Origin of the sequence: Bradyrhizobium forestalis, assembly GCF_002795245.1 — a bacterium.
GTDB classification, from domain to species: Bacteria; Pseudomonadota; Alphaproteobacteria; order Rhizobiales; family Xanthobacteraceae; genus Bradyrhizobium; species Bradyrhizobium forestalis.
Genome location: NZ_PGVG01000007.1, coordinates 138,374 through 156,222 on the forward strand (window position 1 = coordinate 138,374; position 17,849 = coordinate 156,222).

The following is a 17,849-nucleotide window of genomic DNA, read 5'->3' on the forward strand; positions in this document are numbered from 1 at the left end:
GTCAGCGGAAGACCAGCTCATCCTCCTGCTCGGGGTTGAGCTCGATTTCGCCCTTCTCCGCCAGTTCGAGCGCGAGGTCGGTGATCACGCGTCGCGCCTCCAGCACGTCGCGCTGGTTGGAGGGCTCGCCGATGGCGAGCTCGTGCTCGACGACGCGGCGGACGCGCGAGGCGACCGATGACAGGATCAGCTCGCGGAAGTTCTTGTCGGTACCCTTCAGCGCGACGACGATGCGATCGGTCGGCACCTGGTCGAAGATCATGGTGCGCGCCTTCGGCGTCAGATTGACCACGTCGTCGAAGGTGAACAGCAGCTCCTTGAGCACTTCGGCCGACTTCGGCCGCTTCTCCGACAGACTCTTCAACATGTCCTCGATGTGGCCGCGTTCCATCTTGTTGATGATGTCGGCGACGCGGGCGTAGGTGTCGGCGCCGAGGTTGCGGGCGAAGTTCAGCGTCAGGTCCTCGTGCAACGTCTTCTCGATGATGCGCATGGCGTCATCGACGATCGGCTTGAGGCTCAGGACACGCCGCATCAGCTCGTTGCGCAGGCTCGAGGGCAGCTGGCTCATGACCTTGGCGGCGCAGGCCGGCTTGACCTTGGACAGGATCAGCGCGGCGGTCTGCGGATGCTCCTTGGACAGGTAGCTCGCCAGCGAGTTTTCCGACACCGACGAGACGCGGTCCCACACCGACCGGCTCGAATTGCCGAGCAGATCCGACATGATCTGCGAGACCTGGTCGGCCGGCAGCACGTCGCCGAGCACGGCCTCCAGACCGCCGAGCGTGCCGAGAATGTTCGCGCCCATCGAGAACTGCTGGGCGAACTCCTCGACGATTCCCTCGAGCTCCTGCGCGGTGATCGGCCGCAACTCCGCGGCCGCCTTGGTGACGATGCGGATCTCCTGCGGCTCGAACTGCTGCAGCACACTCGCCGCCGCCTGCCGGCCCATCGCCAGCAGGAGCGCGGCGACCTTTTCCGTGCCGCCCAGCGTGGTAACGCCTCGCTGCTTGACGGGTGCGATGCCGACCGGTGCCGCCATGGTCAGGTATCACCCTGCCCCAGCGGCCCGACGATCTCGGTGAGCGAGACGCCGAAGCGGGAATTGTCCTCTTCGACGACGACCACCTCGCCACGGGCGACGATGCGGCCGTTGACGACGACATCGACGGGCTCCCCGACCCGGTGATCGAGCGGAACCACCGCGCCGCGGCCGAGCTTCATCAGGTTCGCCACCGGAATGGTCGCCGATCCCAGCACCACCTGCATGGTGACGGGAATGCGCAGGATGGCGTCGACATTGGCGAACTTGCCGGTCTCCTCGGCCGTGCGCTGGGCGATCTCCGCCAGCCGCTCCAACGGAGACGTCTCGGCCTCTGCCGATGCAGGTGCAGACTCATAGTCGAAGGATTGCGCCATTTGGTATCGCCTCTTGGTATTTCCGCTCCCGGAGCGCCGTGGCGTTCCGATCGTATTCGCTCCGCCGGCTTCGGCTTCAATGCTTGTTCAGGTCGGCCCCTGCGGTCGCGGCGGGTGCGAGCCCGCTCCGCGCATCGAGCGCCGCGATCGCCTCGTGGGCCTGGTCGATCTTCGTGCTCAGCACGTTGGCGAGCCGTCCGAGATTTGCAGTGGAATCGTGCGCCGCATTGATGACCGTGTCGAAGGCGCCCGCCGTCTCGTGGACGATGGTCGAGAATTCACCCTGGTAGCTGCGCAACCGCGCCAGCTCGCGGTGCATCCTGGTCACCCGCATGCTGGTGAAGGCGAGCGCGATCAGCAGCACGGCATCAACGAGATAGGATATCATCGACGAACTCCCGTTTCTGATCGACGGGATCTGCCACCTGCATGGCGTAATAGCCATCAAGCTGGCCGATCTGACACCAGAACAGCACCTGATTGTTGCTTTCGAGACGGGCCAGCGTGCGCGGCGTGGCCTCGAGCTCGAGCACCTGCCCGACCTCGAACTTCACGACGTCGCCGAGCGTCACCATCTTCTCGTCGAGCACCGCGCTGAGCGTCACCTCGGTCCGGTGAACCTCGCTCTCCATCTGCTCGCGCCAGCGCGGGTCGGCCGCGCGACCGTCGCTGACGACGACATGAGCGAGCTTCTGGCGGAGCGGATTGAGCGCGGAGTGCGGAATGATGAGGAACATCTGGCCGCCGCGGTAGAGCGCCTGCAGCATGATGTTCGCGCAGATCGACATGTTGCCGCTCCGCCCGATCGCCAGCGACGCCATCGCCGTCTCGACCCGCTCCACGCGAAAGGTGACGTTCGACGTGCCGGCGAAGGCGGATTGCAGCGCCTTGGCGAACCGTTCGAACAGAGCCTGCACCAGGCGGAGCTCGATGTTCGAGAACGCGCGCTCGACGTCGAGCGGCGGCTCGGCGCCATCGGAGCCGAACATCGCCTCGACCATCGTGAACACGAAGTCACGGTCGAGCATGATGATGACGCGTGAGTCCCACTGCTCGGCATAGAGCACCGCCGCGACCGCGTTGGCCTCGTAGTCCTTGATGATGTCCCCGACCCGGTCGTTGGTGATGCCGTTGACCGAGAAATAGCAGGGCGTTCCAGCCATCGGCTGCAGGCTGTCGGTGCACGATGCCGCCATGCGATCGAAGATCACATTGAGCATCGGCATACGATCGATCGATATGCCGGCGGCGTCCAGCAGGTAGTTCGGCAGCTGCTTGCGCTGATCGACTTCGGCGTCTTCCATCATCATGCGCGCGCCGCCTTGGGTTCGGCATCGGCAACGACGGCCTTGGGACCTGCGATCGTCTCGTTCTCGACGACGTCGATCGAGGGACGCTCGCTGCTGGAGATCATCTTGCGGCCGTGCTCGACCGCGATCTGCGGCATGGCGCCGTTCATGAACGCCAGCAGCGTCTGCTTGACGATGATGTAGGGCCGGCACTTCTTCTCGCGCGTCATCTTGATCTTGATCGCGAAGGGCGAAATGATGCCGTAGGACAGGAAGATGCCGGCGAAGGTGCCGACGAGAGCGGCGCCGATGAAGCCGCCCAGCAGCTTCGGCGACTGATCGAGCGCGCCCATCGCCTTGATGACGCCAAGCACCGCGGCGACGATGCCGAGGGCCGGCATCGCCTCGGAGACCGTCACCAGCGCATGGTAGGGTGCCAGCTTGCCCTTCACGATGGTGTGGATCTCCTCGTCCATCAGCGCTTCGATCTCATGCGTGCGCGCGTTGCCCATGATGATGAGACGGACATAGTCGCAGATGAACTGGAGCAGCGAGGGGTCGCCGAGCACGCTGGGGAATGCCTTGAAGATCTCGGACGACGAGGGATCGTCGATATGCGCCTCCACCTCGTTGCGGCCCTTGCCCCGCAGCTCACGCATCAGGGCGTGCAGCGCCCCGAGCAGGTCGAGGTAATAGCGCTGTCCCGGCACCGCGTTGGTGATGGCCTGCATGCAGGCGACCCCGCTGTCGACGACCGTCTTCCACGGATTGGCCAGGATGAAGGTGCCGACCGCGGTGCCTATGATGATGACGAATTCCCACGGCTGCATGAGCACGGCCAAGTGCCCGCCCATGGCGGCAAAGCCGCCGAGCAGCGCCGCGACCGTGATGAAAATCCCCACGAAACTGCCCAACACGCCGCTCCATCGCCGATCCCACTGGGAATACCTAGTCGGCGACGCTTGCGCGAAGCTGGCTTCTTGGTCGCCAGCCCCGCGCAAGCAATTGGCGGCAGCTTGAAGCGGTGTCGCAACGGCGGCCAGAGGGGCGCGTGTCATGCTATCCACCATCGCGGACTACACCAGGCTGACCAAGGACATGGGCAAGTCGCTGACGCAGGTTGCACAGCAGCCGGACGTCAGCCGCGAGACCGATTATTTCCTCAGCCATATCGGCAAGGTGAAGACCATCGACGATTTCCTGAAGGACTATCGTCTCTATTCCTACGCGATGAAGGCCTATGGCCTCAGCGACATGACCTATGCCAAGGCGTTCATGCGCAAGGTGCTGACCGAGGGGGTTGCGAGCAAGGACGCCTTCGCCAACAAGCTGACCGACACCCGCTACCGGCAATTCGCAACCGCCTTCAATTTCGCCGCGCTCGGCGACAAGGCGACCCAGACCGCCGCGGCCACGACCGGCACCGCGACCCAATACGTCACGCAGACGATGGAGGAGAAGGCCGGCGATCAGAACGAAGGCCTGCGTTTGGCGCTGTATTTCACCCGCAAGGCGTCCACGGTCACGACCGCCTACCAGATCCTCGCCGACAAGGCGCTGACGCAGGTGGTGCAGACCGCGCTCGGCCTGCCGTCGACGATCAGCTCGGCCGATATCGACGCCCAGGCCAAGATGATCGCGGACAAGATCAACCTCACCGACTTCCAGGACCCGGCCAAGGTCACCAAGTTCGTGCAGCGCTTCGCGGCGATGTGGGATGCGACCCAGGCCCAGAGCGACAGCTCGACCAATCCCGCGCTGGTCCTGATCGCCGGCGCCGCGACGTCGATCAGCATGGATACCAACATCCTGACGACACTTCAGAACATCAAGTTCAACAGGTAAGTCATGCAATCGGCTCTCTATGTGGGATTGTCGGCGCAGGTCGCGCTGGAAAAGCGCCTCCAGACGATCGCCAACAACGTCGCCAACGTCAACACGGCGGCGTTCCGCACCGACGTGGTGAAGTTCGAGACCGTGCTGTCCAAGGCGGGCCCGACCCCGGTGGCGTTCTCCTCGCCCGGCGACAACATCATCTCGCGCGAGATGGGCAACATTACCGAGAGCGGCAACCCGCTCGACGTCGCCGTGGTCGGCCAGGGCTGGATCGCCTTCGCCGGTCCGAACGGCACGGTCTACACGCGCGACGGCCGCCTCCAGATCGCCCCCAACGGCGATCTTCAGACCGTGAGCGGCTTCCCCGTCGTCGATTCCGGCGGCGCGCAGATCACGCTCGATCCGAACGGCGGACCGATCTCGATCGCGCGCAGCGGCGCGATCACCCAGGACAACAACGAGATCGGCACCATCGGCCTGTTCAGCATTCCGGCCGACGCCAATCTCGAACGTTACGGCAATTCCGGCGTGACACCCGACCGGCCTGCGACCGCCATCGCCGATTTCTCCCGGGACGGCTTCAAGCAAGGCTATGTCGAGGGTTCCGGCGCCAATCCGATGCTCGAATTGACGCGGCTGATCTCGGCCTCGCGCGCCTTCGACGGCACCAACTCGATGATCGAAGGCACCGAGAGCTCGCTCCAGAACGCGATCCGGACGCTCGGCGAACCCGGCAAGTAGACTGCGCCTCGTGCGCACTAGGATTGAGGTTGGACGGTTTCCTTGAACGCTCTTCGGCAACTCGAGTGGGCGCTGCTGGAGCTTCAGCAGAGCACTCCCCTGGCAAGCGTCAGCGGCGCGATCTCCGAGATCGCGCCGACGCATTTCCGCGTCTCCGGCCTGTCGCGCTTCGTCAGGCTCGGCGAGCTCATCGGCGTCAATTCGGCCGGCAAGCGCCAGATCGGCGAGGTGGTGCGGATCGATAGCGACGGCATCGTTGCCAAGCCGTTCGACCGGCAATTTGCCGGCGGGCTCGGCTCGGTCGCCTACCGGATGCCACCTCTGTCCTTCGCACCCGATCCGAGCTGGAAGGGCCGCGTCATCAACGCCCTCGGCGCGCCGCTGGACGGACAGGGGCCCCTTACCCAGGGATCCCAGGCGGTCTCGGCGGAGGCGGAAGCGCCGTCGGCCATGAAGCGCGCCCGCGTGCACAAGCCGCTGCGCACCGGCGTGCGCGTCATCGACTTGTTCGCGCCGATCTGCGCCGGCCAGCGTGTCGGCATCTTTGCCGGATCCGGCGTCGGCAAATCGACGCTGCTCGCGATGCTCGCCCGCAGCCAGGGTTTCGACACCGTCGTGCTGGCTCTGGTCGGCGAGCGCGGCCGCGAGGTGCGCGAGTTCATCGAGGACGTGCTGGGCACCGACCGTCACCGCGCGGTCACCATCGTGTCGACGGGCGACGAAAGCCCGATGATGCGGCGGCTGGCGCCGAAGACGGCCATGGCGGTCGCCGAATATTTCCGTGACCGCGGCGATTCGGTCTTGCTGATGGTCGATTCGATCACTCGGTTCGCCCATGCCGCTCGCGAGGTCGCGCTCGCCGCAGGCGAGCCCGCGGTCGCGCGCGGCTACGCGCCGACGGTCTTCACCGATCTGCCGCGCCTGCTGGAGCGCGCCGGGCCCGGCGAGGAAGGATCCGGCACGATTACCGGCATCTTCTCCGTGCTGGTCGACGGCGACGATCACAACGAGCCGATCGCGGACACGATTCGCAGCACACTCGATGGGCACATCGTGCTCTCCAGGCACATCGCCGACCAGGCGCGCTATCCGGCCGTCGACGTTCTGGCCTCGGTCTCCCGCCTCGCCCATAACGTCTGGGACCCCGAGGAGCGCGAATTGGTGAGCAAGCTGCGCGCCATGATCGCGAAATACGAGGACACGCGCGACCTTCGCCTGATGGGCGGATATCAGTCGGGGCGTGATTCGGGCCTCGACCAGGCGGTCGAGATGGTTCCGAGAATCTACAGCGCGATGCGACAAGGTGCTTCGGCCCCGCCGAGCGCCGATCCGTTCCGCGAGCTCCGGGACATGCTCAAGGGCGAATAGCAGGCGGAGAGGGTGAGACGGCGCGAGCGCCGCCTGCCGCCCGCCCTGCTCGTGGTTTTCGACAGCAGATTGCGCATGTCGCCACGCCTCCAGCGCATGCGGGCGTACATCCGTCACCGATTTCCGTCGTGATTCCCATCCACCGTTCGGGTGAGCGCAATGCGCGGCCGCGGCGCAAGCGATCGAGCGGACGATTCCGCGGACACGGCAACGACAACCGACGCGTGCAATTCCTGCGAGTTCCCCCGGCGCTTCTCCGGCAGTACGCACAAGTTGTGGATGACCTGCCGGCAAACATGATCGTCGTGCACAAGCTTCGATCAATTTGCGTCAGCGACGGACAACAACGTGCCGTGCAATCAAACCTTCGTACAGTAGAGCGCATGCTGCCCGTCAGGCAGCGTATTGCGTTCACCATCATGTGTCCCGAACAGCGAGATTGCCTTGAACGTTACATTCGCTTGCAACGACATCCAGTCTCCGCGAGGGTCTCTACTTGATTTTGTTGAGAAGCTCATTCATCGTTTCCGTGGAATAGAAGAAACGTCTGCTTGTGACTTGAACTTTGGGGGCTTCGGTTGAACTACTCCGATCCACCGTCTGCTGGCGACGGCAACCCGGGCTCCCGCGCGACGACGACGCTGTTGGCATGCCATCGGCGACGCAGCCTCTCGCTCCGGACGATGCGACGCGCCTCGGCCAAGGTTCGGCGCGTTGCGGTCCGTGCCTTTGAACGAGAGTTCGACACGACATGCTGGTCGGACACTCAAGGCGCAAAGCGGCTTCGGGACGCCGCAGACGAAGTTCCGGGGACGAGGTAGATTCATGCCATTGGCGCGAGAAGCCGTCGAGCTGCTGGTTCAGGCGGCGAGGGCTTGGTATTTCGAAGGCAATCAGCATGGATTGCGCGATCGGGAGTGGATGGCGCTGCGCTTTCTCGGCCGCGCCAACAGGTTTTCGCGCACCCCGTCCGCGCTGGCCGGCTTCATCGGCGCCACCCGCGCGACTGCATCGCAGATCGTGAAGACTCTGGAGAGCAAGTCCTTTCTGGTGCGAAAGCCGTCGCATGAGGACAAGCGTTCCGTCGTCCTGCACGTCACCGCTCAGGGCGAGAAATGCCTGAATCAGCACGACCCGATCAACCACGTGGTGAATGCGGTCACGGCGCTCGGGACCGACGAGTGTGTCAGGCTGCGCGACTCTCTCCGCGAGATCCTCAATCATCTCGACGCGGCCCATCAGCGGCTCGATGCCAGCATCTGCCGGGACTGCATGTTTCTCGCGGAGCGCGGCCCGGCTACCTCCAAGGGACGTGGAACCGCCGAATTCATGTGCCGGCTCTATCGTGCTCCGATCTCGCTCGAGGAGACCGAGCTGCTCTGCACCAGTTTCGAGCGCACGCGTGACCGCCCCAAGATCGAGCAGCATCTCGACCGCGCGCGCGTGGCGAGCCAGGGCTGAGACGCGCGCCGGACAAGCTGCAACGCGTGAAGCGTTGCGGCGCAGAGCCGGGACCCAGGGCAACACGGCACGGTGCGGATAGATGGGCCCCGGCTCTGCAGCGCACCGTCGAAGGGACGCTGCGCTGCGTCCGGGGCACGAGAGCGGAGTGAGACGCTCGCTCGCAATGACGGAGTGTGAGGCGACGGCGCGTTCCCCAAGTATCACTGTCATTCTCCGCCTTGTGCGCAATCGCGCACTGGGGCGGGGAATCCAGTACGCCGCGGCCTCTCGATTCAATCACAAACATCTCGGAGTACTGGATCGCCCGGTCAAGCCGGGCGATGACAGCGAATGTGTGGCCGCAGACATGCATATTCAGCCTCGCGGCTTGTTTCGCCCGAGCTTTGCTTCGTCGCTCCACCCTCTAAGCCCAAGAGGGCGCAGGGAAGACCGGGTGCGGACCTTGCACCCGCGGTCCGCTGCGCTAGAGCACACGCAGGAAGAACCGCACAGCGGCATACAGGTGTGGCCATCACTCGGCCTTCCCTGCGCGATGGTCGGACGGCTTATGCCGTGCTCTCCCGGGAGCCGAGTTCCTTCTGGCCTCCCTCGCCCTCACGAAATTCACCGGCACCCGCGCCGGTTGACGCAGATGCCGCATCCGCTAGAGCTTGACCGTAGCAACGACGGCCAGGACCACACGGTTTTGCCGTACGCACGGCCCGCCATTTCGCCGCAGTTTTCCCGACCCTGTCGACAAAGCCAGAAACTTACAAACGAGACGAACCTGACAGCGCCGCTCGTCCGCACGAAGCCTTTGGGCTCACGGAGAGCAATCCGCCCTGCCCTTGACATCTCGCACACGACGCTGCCGCGTCCACCGCAAGCCCGGCTCGCGACAATGACGACCTCATGATCGCCCCTCAAGAATGAGCCGGGATGGGCGACACATACGCCATTTCCGAATTTCGGTAAAGCGGAATATTTTTATGCGAGCGGGTTGACAGAGGGCGACACAGGGCGAGACCTGTAGCCCCGGATTACGCTTTCGCTCCATGCGGGCTACGGGGCCGGCGGATATCACGCAGAATGCACAAAAAAACACCCGGCGGTTTCCCGCCGGGTGCTGGTCGAAATGCTTCGACAGGTCTTACCAGTTGCGCTGAGCGCGGAGGAGCAGGGTGAACGAGTCCTGATCCTTGAGCTCATACGCTGCGGTCGGCTTGGCAGTGTTGGCAGCCGGAGTGATGACGGCAGTGCCGGCATACTTCTGATCCAGACGGGTCCAGTTGAAATCCGCCGAGAAGGTCAGATTCTTGACGGGAGTCCAGCGGGTGATGACACCGACCTGGCCGATATTGAAGTCGGGATTACAGCTGGTAACCCCGGCCACCGCCATGACACCGACGAAGCCGCCGCCGCCGCAGATGGCGTTCTTGGCCAGCGAACCAAACTGGGCCGCTGCATAAGCACCGTAGAGCGCCGTGTTCCAGTAGGGATCCCAGTTGTGGGTGTAGGCGCCACGGAAGCCCCACGTCTTGACGCTTTCCTGCGCGCCGCCGGTCACGAACACCGTGTCCGGAGCATTGGCGAAACCGATGCTCTGGTAAGCAAGCGGGTTACCCGTGCTGCCGTACATCGCGTAGGAGCTGCCCGCCAGGTTCTGGAAGTTGTAGCGGGTCGCACCGTCGGTGTAGACGCCCTGGATGTTGATCACGTCACCCGCACCGGTCGGGATGTTCTTGATCGACAGAGCGAGCTGAACCGCCCAACCCCACTTGTCGTCGGGGTGGCCAGTGGTCTCGGTCGCGCCGTAGTAGGCAACGTGGTTGTCATGCGCGGCAACCGACGCCTGGAACAGGCCCCAGGCCTGGTCGACGCGAACCTGAGCAACGAGGTTCGGCGAACGCGAGCCGCCGATGGCGTTGGAGCCGTACGAACCGCCAGCGATGCCAGCAACCGTGGCGCCCGTCAGGTTCAGATTGCCTGCCTGATAATAGGCAGTCGCGTCTTCCGCCGAGAACGACGCCGTGATGCCCTGACCAAAGTCAGCGGTGTAGGTGAACTGGTTCACGCCAGTGACCGTGCCGCTGCCGCCGACGAGGCTGTCGATGTTGTTGCCGGGATAGTTGGTCCAAGGCGCGTCGAACTGCGACACGGCCTTACCCATGGTGAAGCCGGCGAACTGGATGAAGGCGTAGTAGACGCCGAGCGAGCCGCCCGAGGTACCACCGTCCGTCGAGTTGATGGTGGTGGTGCCAGCCGTCGTGGCCGTGTAACCAGTCGTGCCCGTAGCGGAGCCCGTGCCGACGTAGCCACCAGTGGTCCAGGTGAAGACCGCGTCGAAGTAGGTGCGGACGACGCCGTATTCGGTGGCGGTGCGCGTGTCGATGTTGAGATCTTCACGAGCGCGCATCTGGTAGTAGTTGCTCAGGCGGTTGTGCGCACCGGCGGGAGCGCCGTTCGAGATGCCGTAGTTGCTGTTGGTGTTGAACGCGACTTCAGCGCGCAGATAACCACCCAGCTTGATGCAGGTGTCGGTGCCCGGGATGTAGTAGAAACCGGCGCCGTACAGCGAGCAGATCTTCACGTATTCGACCGCCTTGGCCTTCACGGGAAGATCGGCTGCGAACGCGCCGGAGACGGCCATCAGGCCGGCTGCCGAGCCGAGAAAGAGCGTCTTCGTCAACTTCATTAGTTAAAACCTCCAGGTCGGTTCAGGGGGCTCGGCTCCTCGGCGGACGCCGCTTTACCCGCTTTAATTTCCGTTCAATTCAGGTCCGCACTGAAGGTCCGGACTGAAACGACAGTGAGGTGCCCCCCCTCCGTCGTAGCCTCACATATAGTTTATAAAAACAATGGCCTCAATTTATTGATTTAGTGAATCTAAAGTTCGGCGCGGGATGTTGCCCGAGAGCAACAGGCGATCCGAACGAGCTGACAAGCAATTGTCATAAAAGAAAAAACCCTCAGGGGGCATCCCGAGGGCTTTCTTGGAGGTCTCACATCGCTGCCTGTTGCAATGGTCAAGAGCAGCAAACTCTGAGTACGACGAGACGTAATTTAATTAATTGCTTTTTGCAAGTACCAAATGAACCGGCTGTTTCCGCAATGCTGTGTCTGGTGCCGTGATCCTTGCGCGATATCCGAGACGTCCTCCCGAGATCCCGGTAAAAGACTGATTCAAGAAACAATAAGAAGACGGTCAAAGCCAAAACGGGGGGCCACATGATCGAGAAGAGACTCGACAGGGCGATTACGGACTTCATCTGGAACGTCGTCGAAATTCACGCTCAGTTGGAGGACATTCACACCAGCTGGGCCGGACTGCTGGGCATTACCCAGCCGCAATGGCTGATCCTGATGGCGATCACCGAACTGGACGAGGGGCGCGGCGTCGCCGGCATCGACATCGCCAACAAGCTGAGGGTCCACCCGGCCTTCGTGACCAACCAGACCAAGACCCTCGAAAAGGGCGGCCTACTGTCGCGGCGACCCGCTGCGGACGATGCCCGCTTCGTCCTGATGTCGCTCACGACGAAGGCGACGACGGAGATCGAAAAATTGTCGAAGAGAAAGCTTGCCTTGAATTCGACGATGTTCAACGATTTCGACGAGAAGGCGTTGGCGGAATTGAACGCCTCGCTCGCAACCATCGCCAAGAACGCCCGGCTGGCTGCGCGATTGCTGGCTATCGACGCGTCCTGATCCGCTGATGCCGGGCGTACAATGAGCGCCCGAGCCGGCGCTGTGGTCGTCGCGCCAGGTCCTCCGGTGCCCGCAGGCCAAGCTAGAGGCGGGTCACGGGATCAAGCTGACGGGCAGTTCCAAGCTTGCTGTCGAGCCACTCGAAAATGAAGTCGTCAACCGCGATGAAATTCTCGACCTCGCCGAGCGGGTGCGGGACGTTGTTGGGCACCACGACCGTGCAATCAGCTCCAATCTGCCGATAGTCGGCCTGCAGCTCGAGGGCATCCTGCTCCCACATCATGGAGCGGCTCCCGACGACCATGAGCAGCGGGCACGGGACGCGACGCTGTGGCAGCAACGCCTCCCGCGAGGCCGCATCAGGGACGGCCTGCTCGAAGCCGGTCATCCAGCGAAGTGCAGCCTGACGCATGACCGGCATTGCTAGCCCGCCGTCGCACACGGCGGCAGCGATCCTGCGGTCCGAAAGGGCAAGGCGGGAGGCATGACAGGCGCCCGCCCCTTCGCCATAGATCGCGATCCGCCGCGCGTCGACATCGGGGCGAGCTTCCAGATAGTCCAACCAGAACTGAAGCCTGTGCTCCGGCTTGAAGGAGCGATGAACAGTTGAATTGCCGGCGTCAATGAGCAGCAGCGACATGGCCCCGCAGAGCGAGGCTGGCAACAGCCTGCTCATCATCGAGCCCAAAGTGGCGTCCTCGTCACCGACGCAGATCACCGCCGGCGCGGCAGATTCGCGACGGAACGCCGGCAGAAAGAAGCCAGCCAGCGCCCCTTGGTCGAAGCAGTCGATCTTGACGCGCTCGATCGCCAGACCAGCCTCCGTCTCGAGACCTCTCAGGCTGGTGCTGACCTCGTCTGCGAGGTCAGCACTTTCGGCATCTCCCGGACAAGACAGACTTCTGACCACTTCAAGGGCCGTCAACGAACATAGCCACGCTTCCCCGGCAATCGGGGAGGAACGCGTTTCGCGCGCAGATTCGGCCAATGTCCGATAGTCGTCTGCGACCCTCAACCAATCTGAAATCCACAGATGCCGGTGCCTCTCACGCGCAAGCTCTGCGACGGACAGGCTTTCGAAGAATTGCGATGCGCGATCCCGCAAACGTGCCAGATTTCGACCGGCGCCGTCGCACGAGCGGTGAGGCCAATGATCACCTTCCATGTCAGTCCCCCGAACGGCGCCGTCAACGGTTGCCCGGACTTGCGTCCAGATCTGCCGGCTTCGCGTCCTGCGCAGCGCCGTGCACGCCTGCTCGATGCGATCGCAGGCGCGCCTGATCGCGTCCTTTGCGCCTGCGACTGGCGATGCTGCCCGCCTCGGTCATTCCTTTCGCCGCCATCTCGGCGCCACGCGGCGAAGCGGGCCGATACCCGGTGTTCGGTCCATGCTTTGCTGCAATGAGACCCGGCTCGCTGATCGTTCTGTCTTCGCCTTGCGCAGCGAAGTTACAGCGCGACGCAGCCTGAATTCCAAACGAGCGGGCTCGGACACAAAGTCCAGGCCGGCTCACCCCAATCGTCACGTCCCAGCTCCTCGCTGATAGACAGTTTATCGCCGCGCACCCTGCCAGTTCTTGCGATGCGGGCTTCGTCGTTTCTTGTTGCGATCAGCAAGACAAAAATACTTCGTGCCGACAGAAGAGACATGCCTGTGTAGGCCGCGATTGTGAAAGCACGATATGGTGAAGGATGCGGCGCATTGCCACCGCATCAATGCCGAGTGCCGAGGTGGCAGGAAAACCGCCAAGACCCGACACGATGTCGCTGATCCGTGCGCGACGTGTGACAACAACGGTCGCGCCTGCGGTGAGCTGGAATGAGCCGAGACACCCTGAAAATCCCAATCCGAAAAGCTCGATATCCTCGAACGAACAAGAACCCGAGCCTTTTTGCCCCCGGCCGGGGGGGGCACCTGGCATTGCCTTGTATGCATTATCCCAGTTGCCATCCCTGCGCAGTTCGCTTTACATGCCGGCAACTCGCCCGCGGATGACGGCCGGGGCGCAAAAATCACACAAATTGTCAAAGGGACGGAGCATGGCGCGCAACATATTGATTCTCGGAGCTTCTTACGGCTCGCTGCTGGGCACAAAGCTGCTGATGGCGGGGCACAACGTGACCCTGGTCTGCCGCGCCAAGACCGCAGAGCTGATCAATCGCGACGGTACCGAGGTGCGCATCAAGTTGCGTGACGAGGCGGCGCACCGCGCCATCTTCTCGCGCGACCTGCCCGGCAAGCTCGATGCGGTGACGCCCGCCAATGTCGATCTTTCCCGTTACGATCTGGTCGGCCTTGCGATGCAGGAGCCGCAATACACCAATCACACGGTGCGCGTTCTCATGGTCAAGATTGCCGCGGCGAAGCTGCCGTGCCTTTCGATCATGAACATGCCGCCGCTGCCCTATCTGAAGCGGATTCCGGCGCTCGCGGACATGGATCTCGAGGAGGCCTATACCAATGCGCAGGTGTGGGAGCGGTTCGAGCCGGGGCTGGTGACGCTGTGCTCGCCCGATCCGCAGGCATTCCGTCCGCCGGAAGAGGCCGCCAACGTGCTTCACGTCGGCCTTCCCACCAACTTCAAGGCATCGGTCTTTGCCGACGAGAAGCACAACAAGCTGCTGCGCGAGCTAGAGGCCGACATCGACGCGGTGACGCTCGACGGCCACGACGTGCCGGTCAAGCTGAAAGTGTTCGACTCGTTGTTCGTGCCGCTGGCGAAATGGTCGATGCTGCTCACCGGCAATTACCGCTGCATCACGCCCAATGAGCCGCAGTCGATCCGCGACGCCGTGCATGGCGATCTCAAGCGCTCGCAGACGATCTACGACCATGTCGACGCGATCGCCCGCCGACTCGGCGCCGATCCACAGGACCAGGTGCCGTTCGCGAAATATGCCAAGGCCGCCGAGAGCCTGCTCAAGCCGTCCTCGGCCGCGCGCGCGGTCGCGAGCGGCGCGCCCTTCATCGAGCGCGTCGACCTCCTGGTGAAGCTGATCTCGCATCAGCTCGGCGTGCCCAACGCCGAGATCGACCGCACCGTCGACACCGTGGACCAGAAGCTGAACGAGAAGATCGTGCAGGGCGGATCCGGCGCGCAGTAGCGCGCCGGATCAGAAAAGTCATACGGTTGGATAGCGGGTCTCGCGCTCACGGATCTTGATCTGCGTCATTCCGTGCCGCGGCGTGGGATCGCCTCTCTGCATCGCCGCGCACCTGGTTCGGCGCGGCACCGTTCCCAGTGTGGCGCAAATTCAACGATGGTCGTTGCACCTTCATTGGCCACGCGATCGGGTCGCACTCACATCGCGCAGCACTGATATCACGACTGCGTGAGACGACCGCATGCCGCTCGTCATATCCCGGCGCTTCGCGGGCAAAGCGAGCCGATTCCGGCGCGAAATGAGCTTCTTCACATGTAGGCCCTTCATTCGCGCAAACGTTGCATGCGCGCGCGACGGGCTCGGCTTCTTGCCCAGCCACAAGGAGATGAGCACCATATCTTTCCAAATCAGGTTTCTGAGACCTGTTTGCCGGTCTGTTGTCCGGCGCGATCGCAATTGCACGGCCGAGAGAACCAAGAACAACAAGAATGGACCAGGCGATGCTGAGCGTCGTCCGCGCAGTCGAGGCAGGCGCGACGACGATGAAAGGCGTGATCGACGCCACCGGACTATCCCGCCTCAAGATCGAACGTGCGTTGACCGCGCTGGAGAAGCAGAAGCTGCTGATCCGTGACGGCCAGGGCTTTCGCGCGACCGGCCTGCCGAAGGCCGCGCGTCCCGCCCGGCAGTGCGGCTCGTGCAACGCCTGCTGCGATATCCTCGAAGTGACCGCCGTCGACAAGCCGGTGAACCAGCTCTGCCGGCATTGGCAGAAAGGGACTGGATGCACAATTTACGACCGCCGCCCGCAAATGTGCCGATCGTTCACTTGCGCCTGGCTGCAGGGCCATCTCGATGACGACTGGTTCCCCGACAAGGCCGGCCTCGTGGTGCATTTCAGCCAGGACGCCGTCAATGTCACCGTCGACGACGATTGCCCGGAGCGCTGGCGCGACGAGCCGTATTTCAGCAAGCTCGCCGAATGGTCGCTGAACGGCATCAGGCGGATCGGAAACCGGGGCTATGCCACCCTCGTCGTCTCCGGCACTGAGCGCTTCCTGCTGCTTGGACGCACCGTCGTTCCCGAGCCGACGCCGTTCGGCACCGCGTTCGTGCCGCTCACGGCCGACACTTTCCGATTCTGGAAGGCGACGTCGCAGGAGCATCTGCAGCGGTTGCACGAACGAATCGCCGAGATTGAGCGCATAAGGCAGGAATTCGGCTCCTGCGCTATTCCGGAGAGCGAGGACGACGATCCGCAAGCCCCCTATCGGCCTGCACTTCTACGGCAATCGAATCACGCCTGAACGCGTCGTGGGCAACGCCGCCTGATCCGCGCTGGAGCGCTCGACGCGCCCCGGCCGGATTGGTAAGCCCCTGTCCGCGAATGGAAGGGCTTGAGTCGGGGACATGACGGTTGCGATCGAGATGGGGCAGACCACGGCAGGCGCCGCGGCCGCCATGGACCTCGAGGAACTGCTGGCGACCCGCCTCCTGGTGCAGGGCAATTCGGGCTCCGGCAAATCGCATTTGTTGCGGCGGCTGCTGGAGCAGAGCGCGCCCTGGGTGCAGCAGGCCATCATCGACCCCGAAGGCGACTTCGTCACGCTGGCCGAGCGCTTCGGCCATCTGGTGATCGAGGCCGAGGACCACACCGAGCGCGGCCTTCAGGTCGCCGGCGAGCGCGCGCGGCTGCATCGCGTCTCCACCGTGCTCAATCTCGAAGGTCTCGATGCCGAGAACCAGATGCGCCGCGCCGCGGCGTTCCTCGGCGGCCTGTTCGACGTCGACCGCGACCATTGGTATCCGATGCTCGTCGTCGTCGACGAAGCGCAGCTGTTCGCGCCGGCGGTGGCGGGCGAAGTCTCGGACGAGGCGCGCAAGCTGTCGCTCGGCGCGATGACCAATCTGATGTGCCGCGGCCGCAAGCGCGGGCTTGCCGGCATCATCGCGACCCAGCGGCTGGCGAAGCTCGCCAAGAACGTCGCGGCGGAAGCCTCCAACTTCCTGATGGGCCGCACCTTCCTCGACATCGACATGGCGCGCGCCGCCGACCTGCTCGGCATGGAGCGGCGACAGGCGGAAGCCTTTCGCGATCTCGAGCGCGGCCAGTTCATGGCGCTGGGACCTGCGCTGTCGCGCCGTCCGCTGCGTCTGAACATCGGGCCGACCGACACGAGCCCGCGCAATTCGACGCCGCGGCTGATGCCGCTGCCGGAGGCGACGCTGGAGGATGCGCGCGCCGTAATCCTGGCGGCGCCGCCGCCGGATGCCAGCAGGCCGCAGCGCCGGCCGGCGCCGGATCTGCTGGAGCAGCTGCGGGCGGCGAAAGCCGCCGCCGTGCCGGAGATCCGGCCCGAGGTGGTCGAGGTGCCGGTCAGCGCCGAGGAACTCGCGGAGCGGCGCGAACGTGTCGACCGCACGTTGCGCGCCGTGCTGGCCGAGCCCGACGCCGGCTTCCGCGCCATCGGCGTGCTCTATCAGGAATTCGTGGTCCGCTGCCGAATCGAAGGTCTTGGCTCTGCGGTGCCTGACCTCAACGAATTCCGCCGCATGCTGACGCATGCGCGCGCCGGGCTCGGCACCGATCTCGCCGACGACGACGCCTGGCAGGACGTCTCGCTGCGCGCCTCGATCCTGCCCGACGACATGCAGGGCGTGTTCATGATGATCGCGCGCGCGGCGAAAGAAGGCTGGCCGTGCCCAGGCGATGCCGCGATCGCCCGCGCCTACGGCTCGCATTCGCTGCGCCGCGCGCAGCGGCTGCTCAGCTATATGGAGGAGCAGGGCCTGATCGTCTGTCAGCTCGACGGCGGCGGACGCCGGATCGTGACGCTGGTGGAGCTGGCCTGGGCCACGGCGCCGGGCGATCCCAATGGCGATGATGTGCCGATGGAGCAGGTAGCGAGCGCGGCTTCGCGCTGAGCTCTCGATTCAGAG

Annotated in this window: 15 protein-coding genes; 8 read left to right on the forward strand and 7 right to left on the reverse strand. The window is 64.0% G+C overall.

Going from position 1 to position 17,849, the window contains the following annotated elements:
• Window position 1: 1 nt before the first annotated feature.
• The 5 genes from CVM73_RS11150 to motA form a co-directional block, all read right to left on the reverse strand.
• Window positions 2-1,042, reverse strand: a complete 1,041-nt coding sequence (locus CVM73_RS11150; protein WP_027572801.1) for a flagellar motor switch protein FliG — start codon at window positions 1,040-1,042, stop codon at window positions 2-4.
• Between the two features lie 2 nt (window positions 1,043-1,044).
• On the reverse strand, window positions 1,045-1,419 hold the full coding sequence (gene fliN, locus CVM73_RS11155; protein WP_027572802.1) for a flagellar motor switch protein FliN: 375 nt from the start codon (window positions 1,417-1,419) through the stop codon (window positions 1,045-1,047).
• 76 nt (window positions 1,420-1,495) lie between these two features.
• Entirely contained in the window at window positions 1,496-1,807 is a 312-nt protein-coding gene (locus tag CVM73_RS11160; RefSeq protein ID WP_100232053.1) for a hypothetical protein, read from the reverse strand.
• Window positions 1,788-2,729, reverse strand: a complete 942-nt coding sequence (locus tag CVM73_RS11165) for a flagellar motor switch protein FliM (RefSeq protein WP_100232054.1) — start codon at window positions 2,727-2,729, stop codon at window positions 1,788-1,790. The genes CVM73_RS11160 and CVM73_RS11165 overlap by 20 nt, the downstream gene beginning before the upstream one ends.
• Complete coding sequence (motA, locus tag CVM73_RS11170) at window positions 2,726-3,622, reverse strand: flagellar motor stator protein MotA (protein WP_027572805.1); 897 nt, start codon at window positions 3,620-3,622, stop codon at window positions 2,726-2,728. The genes CVM73_RS11165 and motA overlap by 4 nt, the downstream gene beginning before the upstream one ends.
• Window positions 3,623-3,764: 142 nt before the next feature.
• Between motA and CVM73_RS11175 the strand changes: the two genes are divergently transcribed.
• The 4 genes from CVM73_RS11175 (at window position 3,765) to CVM73_RS11190 (ending at window position 8,114) form a co-directional block, all read left to right on the forward strand.
• Complete coding sequence (locus tag CVM73_RS11175) at window positions 3,765-4,553, forward strand: DUF1217 domain-containing protein (protein ID WP_100232056.1); 789 nt, start codon at window positions 3,765-3,767, stop codon at window positions 4,551-4,553.
• A 3-nt stretch (window positions 4,554-4,556) separates the two neighbouring features.
• Window positions 4,557-5,285 carry a flagellar basal-body rod protein FlgF gene (flgF, locus tag CVM73_RS11180; protein ID WP_061020715.1) on the forward strand — a complete coding sequence of 243 codons (729 nt, stop codon included), beginning with the start codon at window positions 4,557-4,559 and terminating at the stop codon, window positions 5,283-5,285.
• 42 nt (window positions 5,286-5,327) lie between these two features.
• Entirely contained in the window at window positions 5,328-6,653 is a 1,326-nt protein-coding gene (fliI, locus tag CVM73_RS11185; protein WP_100232057.1) for a flagellar protein export ATPase FliI, read from the forward strand.
• 825 nt (window positions 6,654-7,478) lie between these two features.
• Window positions 7,479-8,114, forward strand: coding sequence for a MarR family winged helix-turn-helix transcriptional regulator (locus tag CVM73_RS11190; RefSeq protein WP_100232058.1), 636 nt, complete (start codon window positions 7,479-7,481; stop codon window positions 8,112-8,114).
• 1,132 nt (window positions 8,115-9,246) lie between these two features.
• On the opposite strand, the gene CVM73_RS11200 is transcribed toward CVM73_RS11190, so the two are convergent.
• On the reverse strand, window positions 9,247-10,791 hold the full coding sequence (locus tag CVM73_RS11200; RefSeq protein WP_100232059.1) for a porin: 1,545 nt from the start codon (window positions 10,789-10,791) through the stop codon (window positions 9,247-9,249).
• 533 nt (window positions 10,792-11,324) lie between these two features.
• Between CVM73_RS11200 and CVM73_RS11205 the strand changes: the two genes are divergently transcribed.
• Window positions 11,325-11,804 carry a MarR family winged helix-turn-helix transcriptional regulator gene (locus CVM73_RS11205; RefSeq protein ID WP_100232060.1) on the forward strand — a complete coding sequence of 160 codons (480 nt, stop codon included), beginning with the start codon at window positions 11,325-11,327 and terminating at the stop codon, window positions 11,802-11,804.
• An 82-nt stretch (window positions 11,805-11,886) separates the two neighbouring features.
• On the opposite strand, the gene CVM73_RS11210 is transcribed toward CVM73_RS11205, so the two are convergent.
• Window positions 11,887-12,969, reverse strand: a complete 1,083-nt coding sequence (locus CVM73_RS11210; RefSeq protein WP_100232061.1) for an alpha/beta hydrolase family protein — start codon at window positions 12,967-12,969, stop codon at window positions 11,887-11,889.
• Window positions 12,970-13,844: 875 nt separating this feature from the next.
• Here CVM73_RS11210 and CVM73_RS11215 point away from each other — a divergent pair.
• The 3 genes from CVM73_RS11215 (at window position 13,845) to CVM73_RS11225 (ending at window position 17,834) form a co-directional block, all read left to right on the forward strand.
• Window positions 13,845-14,909: a ketopantoate reductase family protein gene (locus tag CVM73_RS11215; RefSeq protein WP_100232062.1), complete on the forward strand. Its 1,065-nt coding sequence runs from the start codon at window positions 13,845-13,847 to the stop codon at window positions 14,907-14,909.
• A gap of 488 nt (window positions 14,910-15,397) precedes the next feature.
• Window positions 15,398-16,216, forward strand: coding sequence for a YkgJ family cysteine cluster protein (locus tag CVM73_RS11220; protein WP_100232063.1), 819 nt, complete (start codon window positions 15,398-15,400; stop codon window positions 16,214-16,216).
• Between the two features lie 103 nt (window positions 16,217-16,319).
• Window positions 16,320-17,834, forward strand: coding sequence for a helicase HerA domain-containing protein (locus tag CVM73_RS11225; RefSeq protein ID WP_100232064.1), 1,515 nt, complete (start codon window positions 16,320-16,322; stop codon window positions 17,832-17,834).
• Window positions 17,835-17,849: the final 15 nt, after the last annotated feature.